This is a genomic window from Allohoeflea poritis, assembly GCF_027889715.1.
Taxonomy (GTDB): Bacteria; Pseudomonadota; Alphaproteobacteria; order Rhizobiales; family Rhizobiaceae; genus Hoeflea_A; species Hoeflea_A poritis.
Genome location: NZ_JAPJZH010000007.1, coordinates 227,872 through 247,535, shown reverse-complemented (window position 1 = coordinate 247,535; position 19,664 = coordinate 227,872). Strand labels below are relative to the sequence as shown.

At 62.3% G+C, this 19,664-nt stretch carries 19 protein-coding genes; 8 read left to right on the top strand and 11 right to left on the bottom strand.

From position 1 onward, the window contains the following. Window positions 1-28: 28 nt before the first annotated feature. A complete protein-coding gene (locus OOZ53_RS13510; RefSeq protein WP_271090122.1) occupies window positions 29-1,261 on the bottom strand; it encodes an ABC transporter substrate-binding protein in 1,233 nt (410 codons plus the stop codon). Between the two features lie 202 nt (window positions 1,262-1,463). Here OOZ53_RS13510 and OOZ53_RS13505 point away from each other — a divergent pair, with 202 nt between their 5' ends. Both OOZ53_RS13505 and OOZ53_RS13500 read left to right on the top strand, forming a co-directional pair. Next, entirely contained in the window at window positions 1,464-2,183 is a 720-nt protein-coding gene (locus OOZ53_RS13505; protein WP_271090121.1) for a helix-turn-helix transcriptional regulator, read from the top strand. 129 nt (window positions 2,184-2,312) lie between these two features. After that, window positions 2,313-3,143, top strand: a complete 831-nt coding sequence (locus OOZ53_RS13500) for a class I SAM-dependent methyltransferase (RefSeq protein WP_271090120.1) — start codon at window positions 2,313-2,315, stop codon at window positions 3,141-3,143. A gap of 9 nt (window positions 3,144-3,152) precedes the next feature. Here OOZ53_RS13500 and OOZ53_RS13495 read toward each other — a convergent pair whose 3' ends face one another. Further along, on the bottom strand, window positions 3,153-4,328 hold the full coding sequence (locus OOZ53_RS13495) for an adenylate/guanylate cyclase domain-containing protein (RefSeq protein ID WP_271090119.1): 1,176 nt from the start codon (window positions 4,326-4,328) through the stop codon (window positions 3,153-3,155). Between the two features lie 96 nt (window positions 4,329-4,424). Continuing rightward, on the bottom strand, window positions 4,425-5,045 hold the full coding sequence (locus OOZ53_RS13490; protein WP_271090118.1) for a ribonuclease D: 621 nt from the start codon (window positions 5,043-5,045) through the stop codon (window positions 4,425-4,427). A 222-nt stretch (window positions 5,046-5,267) separates the two neighbouring features. Between OOZ53_RS13490 and OOZ53_RS13485 the strand changes: the two genes are divergently transcribed. Together OOZ53_RS13485 and OOZ53_RS13480 are read left to right on the top strand one after the other, a co-directional pair. Next, window positions 5,268-6,800: a YifB family Mg chelatase-like AAA ATPase gene (locus OOZ53_RS13485; protein WP_271090117.1), complete on the top strand. Its 1,533-nt coding sequence runs from the start codon at window positions 5,268-5,270 to the stop codon at window positions 6,798-6,800. 281 nt (window positions 6,801-7,081) lie between these two features. After that, window positions 7,082-8,131, top strand: coding sequence for an MFS transporter (locus OOZ53_RS13480; RefSeq protein ID WP_271090116.1), 1,050 nt, complete (start codon window positions 7,082-7,084; stop codon window positions 8,129-8,131). A gap of 50 nt (window positions 8,132-8,181) precedes the next feature. Here the strand turns inward: OOZ53_RS13480 and OOZ53_RS13475 are convergent, their stop codons facing one another. From OOZ53_RS13475 to dut, 3 genes are all read right to left on the bottom strand, one after another. Next, complete coding sequence (locus tag OOZ53_RS13475) at window positions 8,182-8,439, bottom strand: YjhX family toxin (protein WP_271090115.1); 258 nt, start codon at window positions 8,437-8,439, stop codon at window positions 8,182-8,184. Window positions 8,440-8,656: 217 nt separating this feature from the next. Continuing rightward, a complete protein-coding gene (gene cysK, locus OOZ53_RS13470) occupies window positions 8,657-9,631 on the bottom strand; it encodes a cysteine synthase A (RefSeq protein WP_271090114.1) in 975 nt (324 codons plus the stop codon). A gap of 198 nt (window positions 9,632-9,829) precedes the next feature. Then, window positions 9,830-10,309, bottom strand: a complete 480-nt coding sequence (dut, locus tag OOZ53_RS13465; RefSeq protein WP_271090113.1) for a dUTP diphosphatase — start codon at window positions 10,307-10,309, stop codon at window positions 9,830-9,832. 93 nt (window positions 10,310-10,402) lie between these two features. On the opposite strand from dut, the gene OOZ53_RS13460 reads away from it, so the two are divergent. Beyond that, window positions 10,403-11,992 (top strand): peptide chain release factor 3, encoded by a 1,590-nt coding sequence (locus OOZ53_RS13460; protein ID WP_271090112.1) that lies wholly within the window; start codon window positions 10,403-10,405, stop codon window positions 11,990-11,992. A 19-nt stretch (window positions 11,993-12,011) separates the two neighbouring features. Next, window positions 12,012-13,100, top strand: a complete 1,089-nt coding sequence (locus OOZ53_RS13455; protein WP_271090111.1) for a DUF2855 family protein — start codon at window positions 12,012-12,014, stop codon at window positions 13,098-13,100. On the opposite strand, the gene OOZ53_RS13450 is transcribed toward OOZ53_RS13455, so the two are convergent. After that, window positions 13,090-13,995, bottom strand: coding sequence for a pirin family protein (locus tag OOZ53_RS13450; protein WP_271090110.1), 906 nt, complete (start codon window positions 13,993-13,995; stop codon window positions 13,090-13,092). The genes OOZ53_RS13455 and OOZ53_RS13450 overlap by 11 nt on opposite strands. A gap of 108 nt (window positions 13,996-14,103) precedes the next feature. After that, window positions 14,104-14,574, bottom strand: coding sequence for an Lrp/AsnC family transcriptional regulator (locus tag OOZ53_RS13445; protein WP_271090109.1), 471 nt, complete (start codon window positions 14,572-14,574; stop codon window positions 14,104-14,106). 114 nt (window positions 14,575-14,688) lie between these two features. On the opposite strand from OOZ53_RS13445, the gene OOZ53_RS13440 reads away from it, so the two are divergent. Both OOZ53_RS13440 and OOZ53_RS13435 read left to right on the top strand, forming a co-directional pair. Then, window positions 14,689-14,904 (top strand): DUF6356 family protein, encoded by a 216-nt coding sequence (locus OOZ53_RS13440; protein WP_271090108.1) that lies wholly within the window; start codon window positions 14,689-14,691, stop codon window positions 14,902-14,904. A gap of 34 nt (window positions 14,905-14,938) precedes the next feature. After that, entirely contained in the window at window positions 14,939-15,745 is an 807-nt protein-coding gene (locus tag OOZ53_RS13435) for a class II glutamine amidotransferase (protein ID WP_271090107.1), read from the top strand. Here the strand turns inward: OOZ53_RS13435 and coaBC are convergent. From coaBC to ubiE, 3 genes are read right to left on the bottom strand one after another with little or no spacing between them, the layout of a single operon-like run. Then, window positions 15,727-17,121: a bifunctional phosphopantothenoylcysteine decarboxylase/phosphopantothenate--cysteine ligase CoaBC gene (gene coaBC / locus OOZ53_RS13430; protein WP_271090106.1), complete on the bottom strand. Its 1,395-nt coding sequence runs from the start codon at window positions 17,119-17,121 to the stop codon at window positions 15,727-15,729. The two genes, OOZ53_RS13435 and coaBC, sit on opposite strands and share 19 nt — an antisense overlap. Before the next feature lie 50 nt (window positions 17,122-17,171). Continuing rightward, window positions 17,172-18,743: a 2-polyprenylphenol 6-hydroxylase gene (gene ubiB, locus OOZ53_RS13425; RefSeq protein WP_271090105.1), complete on the bottom strand. Its 1,572-nt coding sequence runs from the start codon at window positions 18,741-18,743 to the stop codon at window positions 17,172-17,174. A 24-nt stretch (window positions 18,744-18,767) separates the two neighbouring features. After that, window positions 18,768-19,544, bottom strand: a complete 777-nt coding sequence (ubiE, locus tag OOZ53_RS13420; protein ID WP_271090103.1) for a bifunctional demethylmenaquinone methyltransferase/2-methoxy-6-polyprenyl-1,4-benzoquinol methylase UbiE — start codon at window positions 19,542-19,544, stop codon at window positions 18,768-18,770. Between the last annotated feature and the right edge of the window lie 120 nt (window positions 19,545-19,664).

The following is a 19,664-nucleotide window of genomic DNA, read 5'->3' as shown; positions in this document are numbered from 1 at the left end:
GCCACTCCCGCATTCGCCATTGCCTGCTCTATTTGGACATCCAGGCCGGCGTCTTGAACGTGCCGTTCTTGAATTTTTCCGGAGCGATCATGACGGGTTTTCCGTCCTGAAGCTGGAAGAAGGTGACCGGGATGTGGTCATTGCTCTGCTTGGCGACGTGCGTTGCCGGATCGAATTCCAGAAAGCCCGAGGTGACCGGCCGTTTTGTCTCGCCGATCGCCTTGCCGATGGCGTCGTGATCCGTCGGATCGCCCACTTTGCGCAGCGCGTCGAAATAGACATTGGTCATTTCGTAAAGGCCTGCGCCATAGGGCCCGGAAGTGGAGCCGTACTCCTTGCGGTAGCCGTCGCTGACCTCCCTGCCGCGCGGCCAGGCTTCGACGTCCAGCGTCGCGCCGATCGCGTTGTAGAGCACACCGTCGGAATTCTCGCCGGTCAGTTCGACGAATTCCGGCACCAGCGGCGCATATTGCAGGAATACGATCGAGTCCGTCGGGTTTTCCCGGAACTGGTTCATGAACAGTGCGGCATTGGCCGGGATATAGTCGGTATTGATGACCACCTCCGGCGGATTTTCCCGAACCTTGGCAAGCATCGAGCGCCAGTCGCTGACCGGCCCGAACGGCACCAGTTCGTCAACCGTGATCGTCCAGCCCGCATCCTTGAACGCTGTTTTCATGCCTTCCGATATGGTCTTCGAATAGGGATTGTCCGAAGAGATGATCGCGACGGTCTTGTCCTTGAGGTCGAAATGTCCGGCTGCCGACAGCGCCTCGATCGTCGGCGTCACGTCGGTCTCGTAGCCCTTGAAATCGGCGGTGAACGACCAGCAGCAATTATAGGCGTCCGGGTCCTGCGACACGATGGCGGCGAATTGCGGCGACGGGCCCGCCGGAATATAGGGCATGTTCGCGTCGGCCATCAGGTCGACCTCGAACATCGAAAGGCTCGCATAGCCGGTCAGAATGACCTGCACGCCGTCGGTCGACAAAAGCCGTTCGACGGCCGATGAGACATTTGCCGCCGAGTGATCCTTCACATCGGCGCTGACCACTTCGAATGTGTGGCCGGCGACGCCGCCTGCGGCGTTGGCTTCCTTGACGGCCCATTCGACGCCGCGCACGAATTCCTCGCCGTCCGATGCGGTCGGTCCTGTGAGCGGGGCGAGAACGCCGATCTTGACCACATCCGCAAGCGCGGCTCCCGACAGAAGCAGCGACAGGGCAGTGGCGGCGGACAGGGCGCGAATTTTGCTTTTCATTGGACAGTCTCCGGTCATCTTGGCCGCTGGCGCACGGCAATCCTGCAAAACATTAGCGACTGGCCGGTCAGCGACAATTGCAAAGGTTTGGCATTTTCTGCACCGATTGCTGGATTTTTGGCCGGATATTGACCACTATCGGCCCTGTGGCGTTGCGATGGGGCCGGGCAAGCGCCCGGCTTCAGTCCCGGAAGGAGAGTTCATGCAGTCCTGGTTCGACCAGAGCTACTACCGTCAGGACGACGGCTGCATTGATATCCGCCGGCGCATGAGCCGGCTTCTGGACGACCTTTCGCTGGACTATTTTTCCTACCTTGTCCTGAAACCGCCGCGCGAGCGCAAGTTCAACGCTCTGGCGACCCTGCACACCAACTATCCGGACGAGTGGATCGGCCGTTACATGAGCCACCGCTACTACAATCTCGATCCGGTCGCCGAGCTGACGGCCAAATCGACGCGGCCGTTTTTCTGGGGGCATGGCCGTTTCCTGCGCGCCTTCCGCAGCCGCCAGCGGCTGGTGTTCGACGAGGCGCGCGAGTACCGGATCATCAACGGTCTTTCGATACCCATACGGGGCGCCGAGGGCGAGCTGGCCGTTTTCAGCGTCGTCTCACGTGGCGGCAAGCACCTTGCCGACGTCACGCGCGGCGAGCATGCCCGCCTCTTCGAGGCCGCCTACGATACCCATGAGATCGTCATGACGGATCAGTGCGAGCCGGGCGACGACGAGCCGGAACTGTCCCTGCGCGAGCGCGAGTGCCTGCTATGGACGCTTGAAGGCAAGACCGCCGGCGAGATTGCCACGATCCTCGGCCTTTCGGTCTCGACCGTCAATCACCACGCGATGACGGCGACCCGCAAGATGCGCTGCCTGAACAAGCATCATGCGGCGGTTCAGGCCCTGCGCGCCGGCATCATCTGAACGGTCTGCGGTCGCATCTTCGTGGACACCGGAACCCGTAACAATTGAAACAATTCCGGCGCCGGTCCGCCGTCCGATTGAAACATGCGTCCGCGACACTTCAGCTCATCAAGGCTGAAAGGACGTGTCATGAACATTGCACTCAGAAAGGGCATTGCGCCTGATTACGCGAACTGGAACCGGCGGCTCAACGGCTCGTGGTCCTGCGCCGACTATGCGCGCATTGGCGTGACGCTGCAGAAGACCGGCGAGGATCTTGCCGAGGCGGCTGACTTCACGCCGGGATCGCATATTCTGGATGTCGCCGCGGGCAATGGAAACGCGACGCTTGCCGTTGCGCGGCGCTTTTGCAGGGTCACCTCGACGGATTTCGTGCAGCCCCTGCTCGACAAGGGCCGCAAGCGTGCCGAGGCGGAGGATCTCGACGTCGCATTCGAGATCGCCGACGCCCAGAACCTCCAATATCCCGATGCCTCCTTCGATGGCGTGATCTCGACATTCGGCGTCATGTTCGCGCCCGATCAGCAGGCCGCCGCTCGCGAGATCGTCAGGGTCTGCAAGCCGGGCGGCAAGATCGCCCTTGCCAGCTGGTCGCCGCCCGGTTTCATCGGCCGGCTGTGCCCGATTATCGGCAGCCACATGTCGGCCGCGCCGGGCTTCAAGGCCCCGGCCAATTGGGGCCGCGAGGAGTGGATCCGGGATCATTTCGAACATGCGGCGGCGTCGCTGACCATCAATGTAAGGACATTTTATTTCCGCTACCGTTCGCCGCAGCATTATCTCGAATACAACAGGGCCTATTACGGCCTGCTGCGCAAGGCATTCGACAAGGTTGGCCCGGAGGGCGAGGACGCGCTGGCCGGAGATATCCTGAACCTCATCGACGATATCAACACGGCCGATGACGGCTCCATGCGCGCCCCGTCGCAATATGCCGAGGTGGTGATGGTAAAGGCCTAGCGTTGGCTGCTAGAACCGCCAGATCGTCTGCTCGCCGGAAAAACCCTTGAGGTCGGCCGTGCCGGCCTTCGCGCAGCGGCCCGGCACACGGGAGGCGATATCGGAGGAAGCGACCATGTCGCATCCGAGCCCTGTGGCCGCTGACAGCAGCCGCGCGGTGTAGTTGACGGGCGGCCCGATGGCGGTGAAGTCGAGCCGGTCGGCGCCGCCGATATTGCCATAATGGAAGGTGCCGCAATGGATCGCGGCGCGGAAGGAAACCGTGTCGCCGAGCGCGTCTTTCAACAGCGCCTCGGCGCCCTCGCTGGCCGCGTCCATGGCGGCGGCGGCCATGTCGGCAAGGCCTGCCTCGTCGGCATAGGGAAAGATGGCGAAAAACCCGTCGCCCATGAATTTCAGCACCTCGCCGCCGCGGCGCGTCACCGACGGAACAAGGTGGTCGAACGTGTCGTTCAGCAGACCCACCAGTTCCGGGCCGGCGATCTCGTTGGAAAGCCGCGTGAAGTTCTTCAGGTCGACAAACAGGATGACGGCGGTGATTTCCTCGCCGTCGCCGCGATGCACCTTGCCGTCGCGGATCAGCGTGCCGCTGTTGCGCCCGACATAGGTGGACAGAAGCACCGCCGCGTTGAGGCGCAGCATATAGGTCTCGGTGAGCCTTGCGAGCGGCGCGTTGATGGTCTTGAGGATTTCGATTTCCCGCTCGCTGAAGCCGCCCGCCTGCGCCGACGACCAGGTGCAGGCATGGGTTTCGCCGGTGGTGAAGATCAGCGGCAGGGCGATATAGTCCGTAAAGCCCTGCTCGCGCAGTTCGCCGACGATGATGTAATCCTCCGGGCAGTCTGCCCGTTCCAGGTGCCGGCGGATGGTGACCTGGTCCTCGACCACATGCGGCAGCGGATTGGCTGTGTATTCTTCCTGCGAAAACTGGCCGATTTTGGCATGGCCGACATCGACGGCTTCTCCCCTGATCCAGCGGAAGCGCGTTCCCAGAAGGTTCGGATGCAGCGTGTAGATGAACAGCATGAAGCGGTCGATCGCGACATCGAGGCCGACCAGTCCCTCGCAGATGCCGCTGACGATCTCGCGCGCATCGGCGCTCGGCCGGGCGCCGTCGATCATCCAGTTTGTGAGCTCTTCGACGGACGAAAAACGCGGCTTCTTGGCTTCCCTGCTGTCAGCCATCATCCCCTCGGCGCATCCGCATCATTCAATGCAGGCAATATACGGCCCCGCCCGCCGGGACGGCCAGTCAAAATTGCGTGCGGTCGATGACGATTGCTAGCTGTGTGCGAAGATGTCGGTATCGTCCCAGCCGATGAGGTCGAGCTTCGCCCGCGTCGGCAGGAAGCGGAAACAGGCTTCTGCGTGTTTTTCCCGCCCGTCGCGCACAAGACGCTCCTGCAGCTTTTCGCGCAGCGCATGCAGGTAAAGCACGTCTGTCGCCGCATATTCGAGCTGTGCCTGGCTGAGGTCTTCCGCCGCCCAGTCCGAGGACTGCTGCTGCTTGGAGATGTCGATGTCGAGCAATTCGCGCAGATTGTCCTTCAGCCCGTGCCGGTCCGTATAGGTGCGTGTCAGCCGCGAGGCGATCTTGGTGCAGAAGACCGGCTCGCACGTGATGCCGAAATTGTGGAACAGGACGGCGATGTCGAAACGGCCGAAATGGAAGATCTTGGTTCGCTTGCGGTCCTTGAGCAGCCGCGTCAGGTTGGGTGCCTTCTTCTGGTCCTTGGCGATCTGGATGACGTCCGCCGTGCCGTCGCCGGGCGAAAGCTGCACCACGCAAAGCCGGTCGCGATGCGGCTTGAGACCGAGCGTCTCGGTATCGATGGCAATATCGCCGGTGTAGCGTTCGGCATCCGCCTCGCTGATATCGCCCTTGTGAAACCGGATCGTCATAAATCGCACCTGCCCGTATGAAATTGGAATTCTGCCGCCCGCATGCGGGCGTTCACTGCACATACTCCGTAGCGTCCCGTCCGTCCAGCCGCGCGCACAGTCTTCAACATAGGAATGAAATCGCCATGTTCTATTTTTGTTCTTGTTGCGTGCGTGCCGATGGTGTATGGATGCATGTCGGGAATTTTGCAGCCGCTGCGTGCAGGCGGATGAAGGTGGCAGATGGTTTCGCGCGTCAGCACGGTTTCGTTTCAGGGTATTCACGCCGTTCCGGTCGACGTGCAGGTCATGGTCGCGCCGGGCAAGATCGGCATGAACATTGTCGGCCTGCCGGACAAGGCGGTGGCCGAAAGCCGCGAGCGGGTGCAGGCGGCGCTGCATGCGTCCGGCCTTTCGTTGCCAGCCAAGAAAGTGACGGTCAACCTTGCGCCGGCCGATCTTCCCAAGGAAGGCAGCCATTTCGACCTGCCGATCGCGCTCTGCCTGATGTCGGCGCTGGGCGCGATCCCCGCCGATGCGCTGTCCGGCTATGTGGTGCTCGGCGAATTGTCCCTGGACGGCACCATCGCTGCCGTGACCGGCGTGCTGCCGGCGGCGATCGGCGCCAATGAACAGGACAAGGGCCTGATCTGTCCCGCCGCCTGCGGCCCCGAAGCGGCCTGGGCAAGCGCCGATCTCGACATCCTCGCGCCGCGAAGCCTCATAGCCATGGCCAACCATTTCAAGGGAACGCAGGTTCTGTCTCGCCCGCAGGCGGCGATCCGCGGCGCCACGGAAGGCCTGCCCGACCTTGCCGACATCAAGGGCCAGGAGACCGCCAAGCGGGCGCTGGAGGTCGCAGCCGCCGGCGGTCACAATCTGCTCATGTCCGGTCCGCCGGGCTCCGGCAAATCGATGCTGGCCGCCAGGCTGCCCTCCATCCTGCCGTCGCTGTCGCCGGCCGAGCTTCTCGAAGTCTCAATGATCCATTCGATTGCCGGCCTGCTGTCCGGCGGCGAATTGTCCGATCGGCGGCCCTATCGCGCGCCGCACCATTCGGCCTCCATGGCGGCCATGGTCGGCGGCGGCATGCGGGCCCGGCCGGGCGAAGTCTCGCTCGCCCATAACGGTGTCCTCTTCCTGGACGAATTCCCGGAGTTCTCGCCGCAGGTGCTCGATTCCCTGCGTCAGCCGCTGGAGAGCGGCGAGTGCATCATCGCCCGTGCCAATCATCATGTCAGCTATCCGGCGCGCATCCAGCTTATTGCGGCGATGAATCCCTGCCGCTGCGGCATGGCCGGCGAGCCGGGGCATAGCTGCGCCCGCGGACCGCGCTGCCAGGCCGACTACCAGGCGCGCATCTCCGGCCCGCTGCTTGACCGGATTGATCTGAGGATCACGGTTCCGGCGGTGACGGCAGCCGATCTCATCAAGCCGGGCACCAGCGAAAGCAGCGCCGACGTGGCTCAGCGGGTGGCAATGGCGCGTGAGCGCCAGAAGGAGCGTTTCGCCGATCTTGATGTGCCGTTCGTGACCGCCAATGCGCTGTGCCCCACATCGCTCATCGAGACGGTGGCCGGCCCCGATGCGGCCGGGGCCGCACTGCTGCACGAGGCGGCCGAGCGCATGAAATTCTCGGCGCGCGCCTATCACCGGGTGCTCAAGGTCGCCCGCACCCTCGCCGATCTCGACGGCACCGCCAAAGTCGGCCGCATGCACATCGCCGAGGCAATTTCCTACCGCCTGCCGGGCGACGGGATGGCGGCTGCGGCGTAGCGGTTCGCATTTCGGGGCTTGAATTTCCCGGAGAATGCCGGATATCGGCTTACCGCGAGTCGATATTCTATCTATAAGAGAAGAATTTAAGAAAACCACAAAAGATTGAAAAACCTATTTCTTTGCGCTTTAATACAACCAGTGGGATTATTGAGCGCGTAACGAGTTGACCGGACGTTGTGCTGCGAGCGTACTTCCAAAAACAAGAGTCAGTGCACTCGGATACGGAAAAAATAATAATAACAATAATATAGAGTGGAAGCTCACTTCGGGAGGCAGCAATGTCTGACACTACATCATCCGAACAAGCGCGAGGCAGTGCTTTGTGGGGGCTGCCTGGCCTGATTGCAGCCTGCGTTATATTCGCATTTGGGTTGGTCATGTTGCTGATCTTTGAGCAGCCGCCCGCAATAGATACGCATCGGTATATTCTGCCGGTTCTGATCGGGTTGGTCGCGTTTCCGGCAATAATATTGTCGATCATTTTTTGCGCTTGGGTCATGTCGAAACTGTCATTGACCAACAGCTCCTACGCATTCGGTCTGCCTCAAGGCACGATACGTGCGGTTCTCGCGTTGGGTTTCATCGTTCTGGTCCTGATATTCGGTGTATTCGTACTGACCGAAGCTGATAAGACCAGTCGAATTCTGGTTGATTCTCAGGAGGTTGTAGCGACAAAGAAGGGAACAACAATAGAGGTGGCGATCGCCGAAAGATTTACCGAGCTCAGGGAGCAGTACAGAGAAGGATATACATTTGAAGTAGACAAGGACGAAGCCGGCGGCCGCGCTGCCATCAGCGTTTGGGCACCGGTCGACAACAGTGCCGTCTTACAGTTATCCCAGCAGGTTCTTACAATGTTGGCCACAGCATTGACCGCAATCGTCGGCTTCTACTTTGGCAGCCGGTCGAGCAGTACGACCCAAGCAACAAATGAGCAGGCTGCCTTGGTGCAGGAGGCGGCCGAGAAGAAACTCGAAATCCAGGCAGCCGTGGACAAGGCCAATAACCTGGCGAGAACGCTTCCAGCTCTGCTGAAGCATCTCAAAAACAACATACCAAGCAAACTTTCGAATGCAGCACAGATGCCGGATAAACTCGACACAATTTCGAATTACGTTGACACCGAAATCAAGAACGTATCGAGCAAAGTGCCGGCGCTGACGCTGAACCACGAGGCCATCGGAGAGATTCGCAAGGCACACAAAGCGGCGACATCCAGCCTCGCAAATATTGAGCGTGTCGAGACAGCGGTGAATTCTGTGGTGGTCACCGATCTTGGTACCTGGAAAGCGGTGACGGATCTCGAAATTCCGATGAGGCCTGGCTAAGTGGTCGGACCGGTCGGAGGCGGCGGGAAACCGCCACCTCCTTTTATCGCCTACCGGTTATTCGCCTGAGAGCGGACCCGTTTCAGGCCCAACTGGGTAATCCGGTAAGGGCCGCCGCCTGTCGATGCGATGAGGCGCCGGCGCTTCAGCTTTCTGAACAGCTCCTGCGAACAGCCGTTCCAGTACCAGCCGTCCCTTGTCACGCAGGAATTGTCGACGATATGACCGCGCTCGTCTTTTTCAACGAGGATATGGCCGCCCTGGGCAAGCAGGTGCAGCACCCGTTGCTCGTGCCTAGATATGTCCATGGATTGTCCGGAATTTGATGCGTGTAACACAAAGCCTGCCGCGGCGGCGTTGCCGGCGGCAGCGTTACAATTGTCGCCCGGTCTTCCTTGACCGGGCTTTACCGGGACTCTTTACGTCCGCGCATCAAAACTCCATTGGCTGACGGCGCTTAGTTAGGCGAGGCCGCGACCGATTGCAAGGCCGCGGATCAGCAAATCCGCGGCCCGCGGCGAACCGTCAGGCGGCCAGCCCGTCGAACAGCGCCGTCGAAAGATACCGCTCCGCGAAGGAGGGAATGATCACGACGATGGTCTTGCCTTCATTCTCCGGGCGTTGACCGACCTTGATCGCGGCGGCCAGCGCGGCGCCCGAGGAAATGCCGACCGGCACGCCCTCGGTCCGGGCCGTCTGCCGGGCCGTTTCGAATGCTTCCTCGTTAGAGACGGTCACCACCTCGTCATACACACCGGTGTCCAGGATCGCCGGTGCGAAACCTGCGCCGATGCCCTGGATCTTGTGCGGTCCGGGTTCGCCGCCCGACAGGATCGGCGAATCCGCCGGCTCGACGGCGACGATTTTCAGTTCGGGCTTGCGCTCTTTAAGCACCTGCCCGGCGCCGGTGATCGTACCGCCGGTGCCGATGCCGGAGACGAAAATGTCGACGCCGCCATCGGTGTCGTTCCAGATTTCCTCGGCCGTGGTCTCGCGGTGGATTTGCGGATTGGCGGGGTTCTCGAACTGCTGCGGGATGACGGCATCCGGGATTCCGGCGGCCAGTTCCTCGGCCTTGGCGATCGCGCCCTTCATGCCCTTGGGACCTTCGGTCAGCACCAGCTCGGCGCCGAGAAGGGCCAGCATCTTGCGCCGTTCGACAGACATGGTCTCGGGCATCGTCAGGATCAGGCGGTAGCCCTTGGCCGCGGCGGCGAAGGCAAGCGCGATGCCGGTATTGCCCGAGGTCGGCTCGACCAGAACGGATTTGCCCGGCGCGATCCTGCCGTCCCGCTCCATGGCCTCGATCATGGCGACGCCGATGCGGTCCTTGACGCTGGCGATCGGGTTGAAGAATTCCAGTTTGCCCAGGAGATGCGCCTTCACGCCCGCTGCGGCGGCAAGCTTGTCCAGCCGCACGACCGGCGTATCGCCGATGGTCTCGGTGATGGAATTGAAGACCCGCCCGCGTCCGGGTTTTCGGTCGGCTGCTTGTGACATGATAAGGCTCCGTTTGAATGCCCGCCGGATGACGGATGATCATCAGAAAGGATAGCCGTACCGTCGGCATGTCGCCAGCGGTGCGGCATTGAATTCGAGATACAATTTAGAAACGTGTTTCGTATTTGCAAGAAGAGTAGGAAAAATCTCTAATCTCAGATACAGAATGCAAATGATTTAGAAAATACGTCCAGCCGATCAATGGCCGGTGGAGCCGAAGCCGCCGCTGCCCCGTGCCGTTTCATTGGCGAGCGTCCGTTCCTCGATCCGTGCCTGGCAAACCGGTGCGACGACCATTTGCGCGATCCGCATGCCGCGCTCGATCGTGAAGGCCTCGCTGCCGTGGTTGATCAGCAGAACCTGCACCTCGCCGCGATAGTCGCTGTCGATCGTGCCGGGTGTGTTGAGACATGTCAGCCCGTGTTTGAAGGCAAGGCCCGAACGCGGCCGAATCTGCGCTTCGAAGCCGGCGGGAATCTCGAAAACGAAACCCGTCGGCACCAGCGCCCGTTCGCCGGGAGCAATGACAATGGGCGCGTCGACAGCGTTGGCGGCGCGCAGGTCCATGCCGGCGGCGCCCTCGGTCTCATAGGCCGGCAGGTCGAGGCCGGCGCCATGCGGCAGGCGCACGAGCCCGACAACGGGCGTCTGCTGAATTTCGGATCGGTAGCCGGACATGCCGCACTCTTGCCGCCTGTGTCGGTTTTCGTCAATTGCAACGGCGCGGAACAGGCGCTAGAAGACCTCCAATTCAACAGGATTTTCTCTTCGATGACCGACCACCTGGCCAAGGCCGTCGCCCGCCGGCGCACATTTGCCATCATTTCGCACCCGGACGCCGGCAAGACGACGCTGACCGAAAAGCTGCTTCTGTTCGGCGGTGCCATCCAGCTTGCCGGCGAGGTCAAGGCCAAGAAGGACCGCATGCAGACGCGTTCGGACTGGATGAAGATCGAACGCGACCGCGGCATTTCCGTCGTCACCTCGGTCATGACGTTTGAGTATGGCGATCACGTCTTCAACCTGCTCGACACGCCCGGCCACGAAGATTTTGCCGACGACACCTACCGCACGCTGACCGCCGTCGATGCGGCGATCATGGTCATCGACGCGGCCAAGGGCATCGAGCCGCGCACGCTCAAGCTGTTCGAGGTCTGCCGCCTGCGCGACATTCCGATCGTCACCTTCGTCAACAAGCTGGACAGGGAAAGCCGCGATCCCTTCGAGATCCTCGACGAGGTGGAGGAAAAGCTGGCGCTCGATACCGCGCCGATGACCTGGCCGATCGGCCGGGGCCGCACCTTTGCCGGCACCTATCATCTGGCCGATAACGCCGTGCGCCGCATGGACAGCGAGGAAGAGGTGACGAAGGTCAACGGCCCGGAGGCCGACAGCGCCGCCGGCCTGCTTCCGGAAAACGATCGCGAGGCCTTCATCGAGGAAACCAGCCTGGCGATGGAGGCGTGCCGCCCCTTCGATCTGGAAGCCTTTCGTGAAGGGCATTTGACGCCCGTCTATTTCGGCTCGGCGCTGCGCAACTATGGCGTACGCGACCTAATCAACGCGCTCGGCAAATACGCCCCGCAGCCGCGCGCACAGAAGGCCGGCGCCCGCATGGTCAAGGCGACGGACCCGAAGATGACGGCCTTCGTCTTCAAGATTCAGGCCAATATGGACCCCAATCATCGCGACCGCATCGCCTTCGTGCGCGTCTGCTCGGGCCGCCTGCAACGCGGCATGAAGGCGCGGCTGTCGCGCACCGGCAAGATGCTCGGCCTGTCGGCGCCGCAATTCTTTTTCGCCCACCAGCGCCAGCTCGCCGACGATGCCTATGCCGGCGACGTTGTCGGTATTCCGAACCACGGCACGCTGCGCATCGGCGACACGCTGACCGAAGGCGAGGATATCGTCTTCGAGGGCGTGCCCAACTTCGCGCCGGAAATCCTGCGCCGCGTGCGCCTGGAAGACGCGATGAAGGCCAAGAAGCTGAAGGAGGCGCTGCAGCAGATGGCGGAGGAGGGGGTCGTGCAGCTCTTCTCGCCCGAGGACGGTTCGCCCGCCATCGTCGGCGTCATCGGCGCGCTGCAGCTTGATGTCCTGAAGGAACGGCTGCGGGCCGAATACGGCCTGCCCGTCACTTTCGAGGCGGCGCGCTTCAATGTCTGCCGCTGGATATCGGCGGACAGCGATGCCGATGTCGAAAAATTCGTCAATGCCAAGCGCGGCGACATCGCCCGCGATCTCGACGGCGATGCGGTATTCCTTGCTTCGGACGGGTTTTCACTGAACTATGAGGCCGAGCGCTGGCCGGCGATCCGCTTCGCCCATGTGAAGGAATACCACCCGCAGAAAGCGGCCTGACGGAACAAGGGAGACAGGCATGCAGCAGTTCCAGGTTCGCAAGGACGATCTGCTTCGGCATCGGCTGGTGGACGCAACCGCCCCGCAGCTCGGGGACGGAGAGGTGCTGTTGGCGATCGACCGTTTCGCGCTGACCGCCAACAATGTCACCTATGGGGTGGTCGGCGAGAAGATCGGCTATTGGAACTTCTTCGTGCCGCTCGAAAACGACGACGGCGGCTGGGGCATCATTCCCGTCTGGGGTTTTGCCGACGTGACCGCCTCGAACCATCCGGACGTGCCGGTCGGCGACCGCCTCTACGGCTATTTTCCGATGGCAAGCCACCTGGTGATGAAACCGCAAAAGGTCAGTGAAACCAGGCTCTTCGATGGCGCCGAACACCGCGCCGCGCTGCCGCCGGTCTACAATGCCTATGGGCGCGTGCGCGGCCAGGCGGACTATGAGCCGGAGTTCGACGACGCACGCATGGTGCTTTACCCGCTCTACGCGACATCCTTCTGTCTACACGATTTCTTTTCCGACAATGGCTGGTTCGGCGCCGGGCGGGTCATCATTGTCAGCGCCTCGAGCAAGACCGCCATCGGCGTTGCCTATGCGTTGGCGGAAGATCAGAACGCCCCGGCGAGCATCGGAATGACGTCGGCGCGCAATGTCGAGGCGGTGAGGGCGCTCGGTCTTTATGACACCGTGCTCACCTATGACGAGATCGCATCCGTGGATGCGAGCCGCCCGACCGTCATTATCGACATGTCGGGCTCGGGCGCGGTTCTGTCCGAGCTGCACGCCCATCTCGGCGACAATATGCGCTACTGTTCCAATGTCGGCGTTACCCACTGGGACGACAACGAAATGGGTCCGGGCTTCATCCGCGAACGCAGCGCCATGTTCTTCGCGCCCGGCCACATCCAGAAGCGTGCTTCCGATTGGGGGCCGGGCGTCTTCGAGCAGAAGGCCTTCGATTTCTGGCGCCGCGCCGCCGAGAAAAGCAAAGCGTGGCTGACCTATACGGCCGTCGATGACCTTTCGGGCGCCGAAACCGTGTTTGACGATCTTGTCGCCGGCCGCATATCGCCGCACAATGGCCTGGTGGTGCGGCTCACGTTTTGATGAAGGTGCCGGACTGCAATTCCCGGATCGCCTGAGCCAGCTCTTCGCGTGTGTTCATGACGATCGGGCCGTGCCAGGCGACTGGCTCCTCGATTGGTTTGCCGGCTACCAGAAGGAACCGCACGCCTTCTTCGCCGGCTTGCACGGTAACTTCGTCACCGGTGTCGAAAACGACCAGCGTGCGATTGCCCGTTTGGTCGCGCAGCAGGATTTCCTCGCCGCCGATCTCTTTTTCTGTCAGAACGCCAAACGGTTTCGAGGCGCTGGAGAAGTGTCCTGAGCCGGCAAAGATATAGGCAAAGGCTGACCGGTAGGTGTCGACCGGCAACGTCTTGCGCTTGCCCGGCGGCACCGAGATATCGAGATAGAGCGGATCGGCGGAGACGCCGTCGACCGGACCGGACTTGCCCCAGAAGTCGCCGCACACGACGCGCACCACCGTGCCGTCATCGTCGATGACCTCCGGAATGTCGGCGGCCTTGATGTCCTGGTAGCGCGGATCGGTCATCTTCAGCGACGACGGCAGATTGGCCCACAGCTGGAAGCCGTGCATGCGGCCGGTCGCATCGCCTTTCGGCATTTCCTGATGCATGATGCCGCTGCCCGCGGTCATCCACTGCACATCCCCGGCGCCCAGCGTGCCCTGGTTGCCGAGACTGTCGCCATGGTCGACCGTGCCGGCCAGCACATAGGTGATGGTCTCGATGCCGCGATGCGGATGCCAGGGAAAGCCGGCAAGATAGTCTTCGGGCCGGTCGTTGCGGAAATCATCGAACAGAAGGAACGGATCCGCCAGTGTCGGATCGGTGAAGCCGAAGGCGCGGTGCAGCTTGACGCCGGCGCCTTCCATGGTGGGCACCGCGGGCGAGAGTTGCTTGACGGGGCGGATGGACATGGGTCTGTCTCCTTTGTTGACCCCGAATATAGCGATCCCATCTGCCGGATTAAGCGGCGCGCGCGAGACGGACTGTTCAATGTTATTGTGACAATCGATGCTGATTGATCACAATGTGCTGACAACCGGCAGGGCGGTCGTGTCCTTGATATCCTCCATGACAAAGGATGCGGTGACGTCCGAGAGCGGCACTCTGGCAATCAGCCGCTGATAGAGCCGGTCATAGGATTTGACGTCGGCGACACGTGCCTTGAGCACATAGTCCAACTCGCCGCTCGTGCGGTGGACCCCTGTGATTTCGGGCAGGCTGACGACGGCCGTGCGGAATTTCTCCAGCCAGTCGGGATCGTGGTTGGCCGTTCGGATGAAAATAAAGACGGACAGGCCGCAACCGATCTGCTCCGGATCGACAAGCGCCACACGGCCCCTGATCACCCCGCGTTCCTCAAGCGCCCGCAGGCGCCGCCAGCAGGCATTGCGCGACAGGTGCACCTTCTCGGCCAGCGATTCGATGGACAGACTGCCGTCCTGTTGCAATTCTTCCAGAATCCCGCGATCAAATTCATCCAAATTCTTCATAGTTGGGACGTATATCCCAATTTTAGGCGAAATAACAGAATTATTGGGAACATATCCCGGCCTATTGGCGTTACGATGGACGCAAATCAAGAAGGCCAGCGAAGGGATATGACAATGGCGACACCCGTCACGAGACTGTTCACCGAACACCCGCAGTCGGTCGACGAGACCTATTTCGAGCACATGCGCTTTGCAGCCGGATTCTCCGGGCGGCTCTTCCTCGCCTCCTGTGCCGCCTTCGTGCACGCCTTTCTGCCCTTCCTGTTCGAGAAGACGGCGAGCCGCATGATCAACGCCATGCATCACCGCATGCACAACCGGAACGGCTGAGGTTCCGCCGGCAAAAGGGGAGGGTGCTGAAACCATGTGCCGCTGGGTTGCCTATCGCGGTCGTCGCCGTTTCCTCGAGGACCTGATCACCTCTCCCGCCCATTCCCTGATCGACCAGTCGCAATGTGCCACGGAGGCAAAGACGGCGACGAATGGCGACGGCTTCGGCATCGCCTGGTATGGCGAGCGCGACGAGCCCGGACACTACCGTGACATCCTGCCGGCCTGGTCGGACGACAATCTGCGCTCGCTGGCCCGGCAGATCGGCTCCGGCCTGTTCCTCGCCCATGTGCGCGCCTCCACGGCGGGGCGAACCACCAGAGACAACTGCCATCCCTTCGTACACGGCCGCTGGTCGTTCATGCACAACGGGCAGCTTGGCGATTTCGAGCGCCTCGAACGGCGGCTCGAAGCGCGGCTGGACGATGCGCTCTATGGCGAGCGCAAAGGTTCGACGGATTCCGAGCTCCTGTTTCTGCTGGCGCTTGAATTCGGGCTGGAGAAAAACCCGAAACTGGCCTTGGAGGCAGCGCTTGGCTTCGTGTTGCGTGAAGCGATTGCGCTTGGAATCAGGCCGCTGATCCGCTTTACCGCGGCGTTGAGCGACGGGAGGGCGCTCTACTGTGTACGCTACGCCACCGACCGCCATGCGCCGACGCTCTATTCCGGCGCCATGTGTCCGCTGACCGGCGACGGGCACTGCCTGGTGTCCGAACCGTTCGATGAGGATGCCGGCCGCTGGTCTGAAATCCCGTCGGGCAGCTTCGTGACGGTCAGCGATCGCGGAGTTGCGGTCGAGCCGTTCGACCCGTCGGGCGCGGTTCAGGCGATCGCGGTCTGAAGCCGGCGAGCGATCTCCCCTGCCAGCCGCGCTGCGACCGACTGTTTGTCCATCTCCGGCCAGTCATCGACGCCCTTGGCCGATACGATGCGCACCCGGTTCCGGTCGCCGCCCATGACGCCGGTTTCCGGTGAGACGTCATTGGCGACGATGAAATCGGCGCCCTTGCGTTCCAGTTTGGCCTTCGCATTGTCGATGAGGTTCTGGGTCTCGGCGGCAAAGCCGACGACAAGTGTCGGGCGCTTGCCGTGATGGCCGACCGTCCTGAGGATGTCCGGATTCTCAGTCAGCTTCAGTGGCGGCGGTGCCTTGCCCGGCTTCTTCTTGATCTTTTCGCCCGCCTCGCCGGCCGCGCGCCAGTCGGCGACGGCCGCTACCATGACCGCGATGTCGGCAGGCAACAATTGCTCGACGGCATCGAGCATCTCTCGGGCGCTTTCGACATGCACCGTCGCCACTCCCTGCGGGTCGGCTATGGTGACCGGGCCGGAAACCAGCGTCACCCGCGCGCCGAGCGCCGCCAATTCCGCCGCAATGGCGTGGCCCTGCTTGCCGGATGAGCGGTTGGCGATGTAGCGGACCGGATCGATCGGTTCATGGGTCGGCCCCGATGTGACGATGGCGGTTTTTCCGGCAAGCGGTCGCGGGCGGTCGTCGAGCAAGTGCGTGGCAGCGGCCACGATATCGAGCGGCTCGGCCATGCGTCCGAGACCTGCTTCGCCGCTTTCGGCCATCTCGCCGCGCATTGGTCCGATGACGTGAACGCCGTCCTCGCGCACCTGCCGCATATTGCGCTGTAGCGCGGGCGCTTGCCACATGACCGGGTTCATTGCCGGCGCAATCAGGATCGGCCGGTCGCTGGCCAGCACGATCGTGGAGGCAAGGTCGTCGGCCATCCCCTGCGCCATTTTGGCGATGAAATCGGCGGTCGCCGGGGCGACCAGCACGAGATCGGCGCCGCGCGCCAGCCGGATATGGCCCACATCCTGCTCGTCCTCGCGCGAGAAGAGTTCGGTAAAGACCCGGTCGGCGGCAAGCGCGCCGACCGCAAGCGGCGTAACGAACTCCATGGCGCCTCTTGTCATGACGGGACGCACCGCGGCGCCGCGTTCGCGCAGCCGGCGGATGAGGTCGAGCGACTTGTAGGCGGCGATGCCGCCGGTGATGATCAGCAGAATCTGCCTGCCGGCAAGTGCCGCATTGCCGCTCGCAGGTTCAGGCCTGGCCGTTTCATCCGCAGACATGGATGCCGGTGTGGCCGTATGGCGCAGGAGGTGCCGCACCTCCTCTTCCATCGAGCGGCCGTTGCGGGCGGCGCGCTCGCGCAGCGCCTGTTTCGTGGCCTCGTCGAGATTGCGTATGGTGATGCTGGCCATGGCGGTCTCCTTGCCATGCAGCCTAGCAGATTGATAGCAATGAAATCAAATTACAACTGAAACGCAATGTAGATTGCAGTCAATGCAATCACCCAAAGAGCAATCCGGCCGGACCGTGAATGGCGTGCCTCGGCCTTGCCGATGGCCTCGGCAGTGCCCGGATCGAAGCGCAGACCTTCGCGCGCCATTTCATCGAGTTCCTGCGACAGGCGTTCCGCCCGCACCGCCAGCACCGGCGCCTGCTCGGCCAGCCGCACTGCGGCGCCCAGCCCGTCCTTGATATCCGTGACGACGCGGGCAGGACCGAGATTGCGGGCGATCCAGTCGCCGACAACCGGTTCCGACGCCTTCCACATATTGAAGTGCGGATTGAGCAGCCGCGCCACGCCTTCCACGACGACCATGGTCTTTTGCAGCATGATCAGCTCCGGTCGCGTCTGCATGTCGAAGAGCTCGGTCACTTCGAAGAGCAGCGTCAGGAGCTTCGCCATCGAGATGGTTTCCGCCGACTGGCCGTGGATCGGCTCGCCGATCGCACGGATTGCCTGGGCGAAACTGGCGACATCGTGATGGGCCGGAACATAGCCGGCTTCGAAATGCACCTCGGCAACGCGGCGATAGTCACGCCGGATGAAGCCGTAGAGAATCTCCGCCAGGAAGCGACGCTCCTTCTTTCCGAGCCGTCCGACGATACCCATGTCGACCGCGACGATGGTGCCGGAAGCATCGACGAACAGATTGCCCTGATGCATGTCGGCGTGGAAGAAGCCGTCTCGCAGCGTATGCCGCAGGAACGACTGGATCAGGATCTCCGCGAGATGGTCGAGATCGTGCCCGGCGGCCTTGAGCGCTTCGAGATCGGCGATCTTGATGCCGTCGATCCACTCCATGGTGACGATGTCGCGCCCGGTGCGCTCCCAGTCCACTGCCGGCACGCGGAAACCGGGATCGTCGCGCGTGTTTTCCGCAAGCTCCGAAAGCGCCGCCGCCTCGAGACGGAAATCCATCTCGATCTTGGTAGTCTGTTCCAGCGTGCGTGCGACATCGACAGGTCTTAGCCGCCGCGAGGCCGGCGAAAGTCGCTCGGCCATGTGGGCCACGAGATAGAAGGAGTCGAGATCGCGATAGAACCGCTTGCGGATGCCGGGACGCACGACCTTGACCGCGACCTTACGTGTTCCGGCATCGTCGCTGACCTCGGCCGGGTGAACCTGGGCGATCGAGGCGGCCGCAATCGGTGCATCGAACGTGCTGTAGAGCTCTTCCACCGGGCGGCCGACGGATTCGACGATGCGCGCCCTGGCGGCATCCATGGAGAAGGTGTCCATGCGGTCCTGCAGCAGGGAAAGATCCCGCGCCAGTGAGCGGCCGACGACATCCGGACGCGTTGCGAGGAACTGGCCGAGCTTGACATAGGACGGGCCGAGCCGCTCGACGGCGCGTGCCAGCCGTTCCGCCCGGTCGGCCTGCTGCGACTTGCGCCGCGCCAGCGCGGTTGCCAGCCTGTGGGCCGCCAGTGCCGGCCCTTGCAGCCCGTCGGCCGGAAGCGAGGCAATGACGCCCTCGCGGGCCATCACCCAGCCGGCACGCATCAGTCGAAGATAGGCGAAGAAACTGTTCATGATCGGCCCGCCGCCCGTCTTGCTCTAGAGTTTCCAGGCGGAATGAAGCGCGGCGACGCCGCCGGTATAGTTGGTCCATTTGACCCGCGACAGGTCGGCCGCTTCGATCATGGCGGCAAAATCCTGCTGGTTGGGGAACTTGCGGATCGATTCGACCAGATAGCGGTAGGGTTCGCTGTCGCCGGTAATCGCCCGGCCGAATTGCGGGATCGCTTTGAACGACCAGGCGTCGTAGATTTTTTCCAAAAGTGGAAGGTCCACGTCGGAAAACTCCAGGCACAGGAAACGCCCGCCGCGCCTGAGCACCCGTGCCGCTTCCCTGAGCGCCAGATCGATGCGCGGCACGTTGCGGATGCCAAAGGCGATCGTATAGGCGTCGAAACTGTCGTCGTCGAACGGCAGATCCTCGGCATTGGCTTCGACAAAGGTCAGATTGTCCTCGAGCCTGCGCTTTTGAGCCCGCTGGCGGCCGACCTCGAGCATCGAGCCGTTGATGTCGAGAATGGTCGCATGGGCCAGCCGCCGCGATTCCTCGATGATGCGGAACGCGATGTCGCCGGTGCCGCCGGCGACGTCGAGTACCCGGTATGCGCTGCTCTTGCCCGGATTGAGGGCGCTGACCATGGCGTCCTTCCAGGCCCGGTGCATGCCCAGCGACATCACGTCGTTCATGATGTCGTAGCGGCGCGCGACGCCATGGAAAACGTCGTTGACCATGCCCTGCTTTTCGCCTTCGTCGACTTGCCTGAAACCGTAGGAGGTTTCCATGCCGCCGGCTGCGGATGTGCGCGTCTGAGACATCAAGAGAACTCCGGTACTCAATTCGGCGGGAACAATAGCCTAACGCGCCAAGATGCGCTATCAGGCTCACCTGTATCGCGGTGCGGCAAAGTCGCGCCGCTTATAGGTCAAGTCGAAACA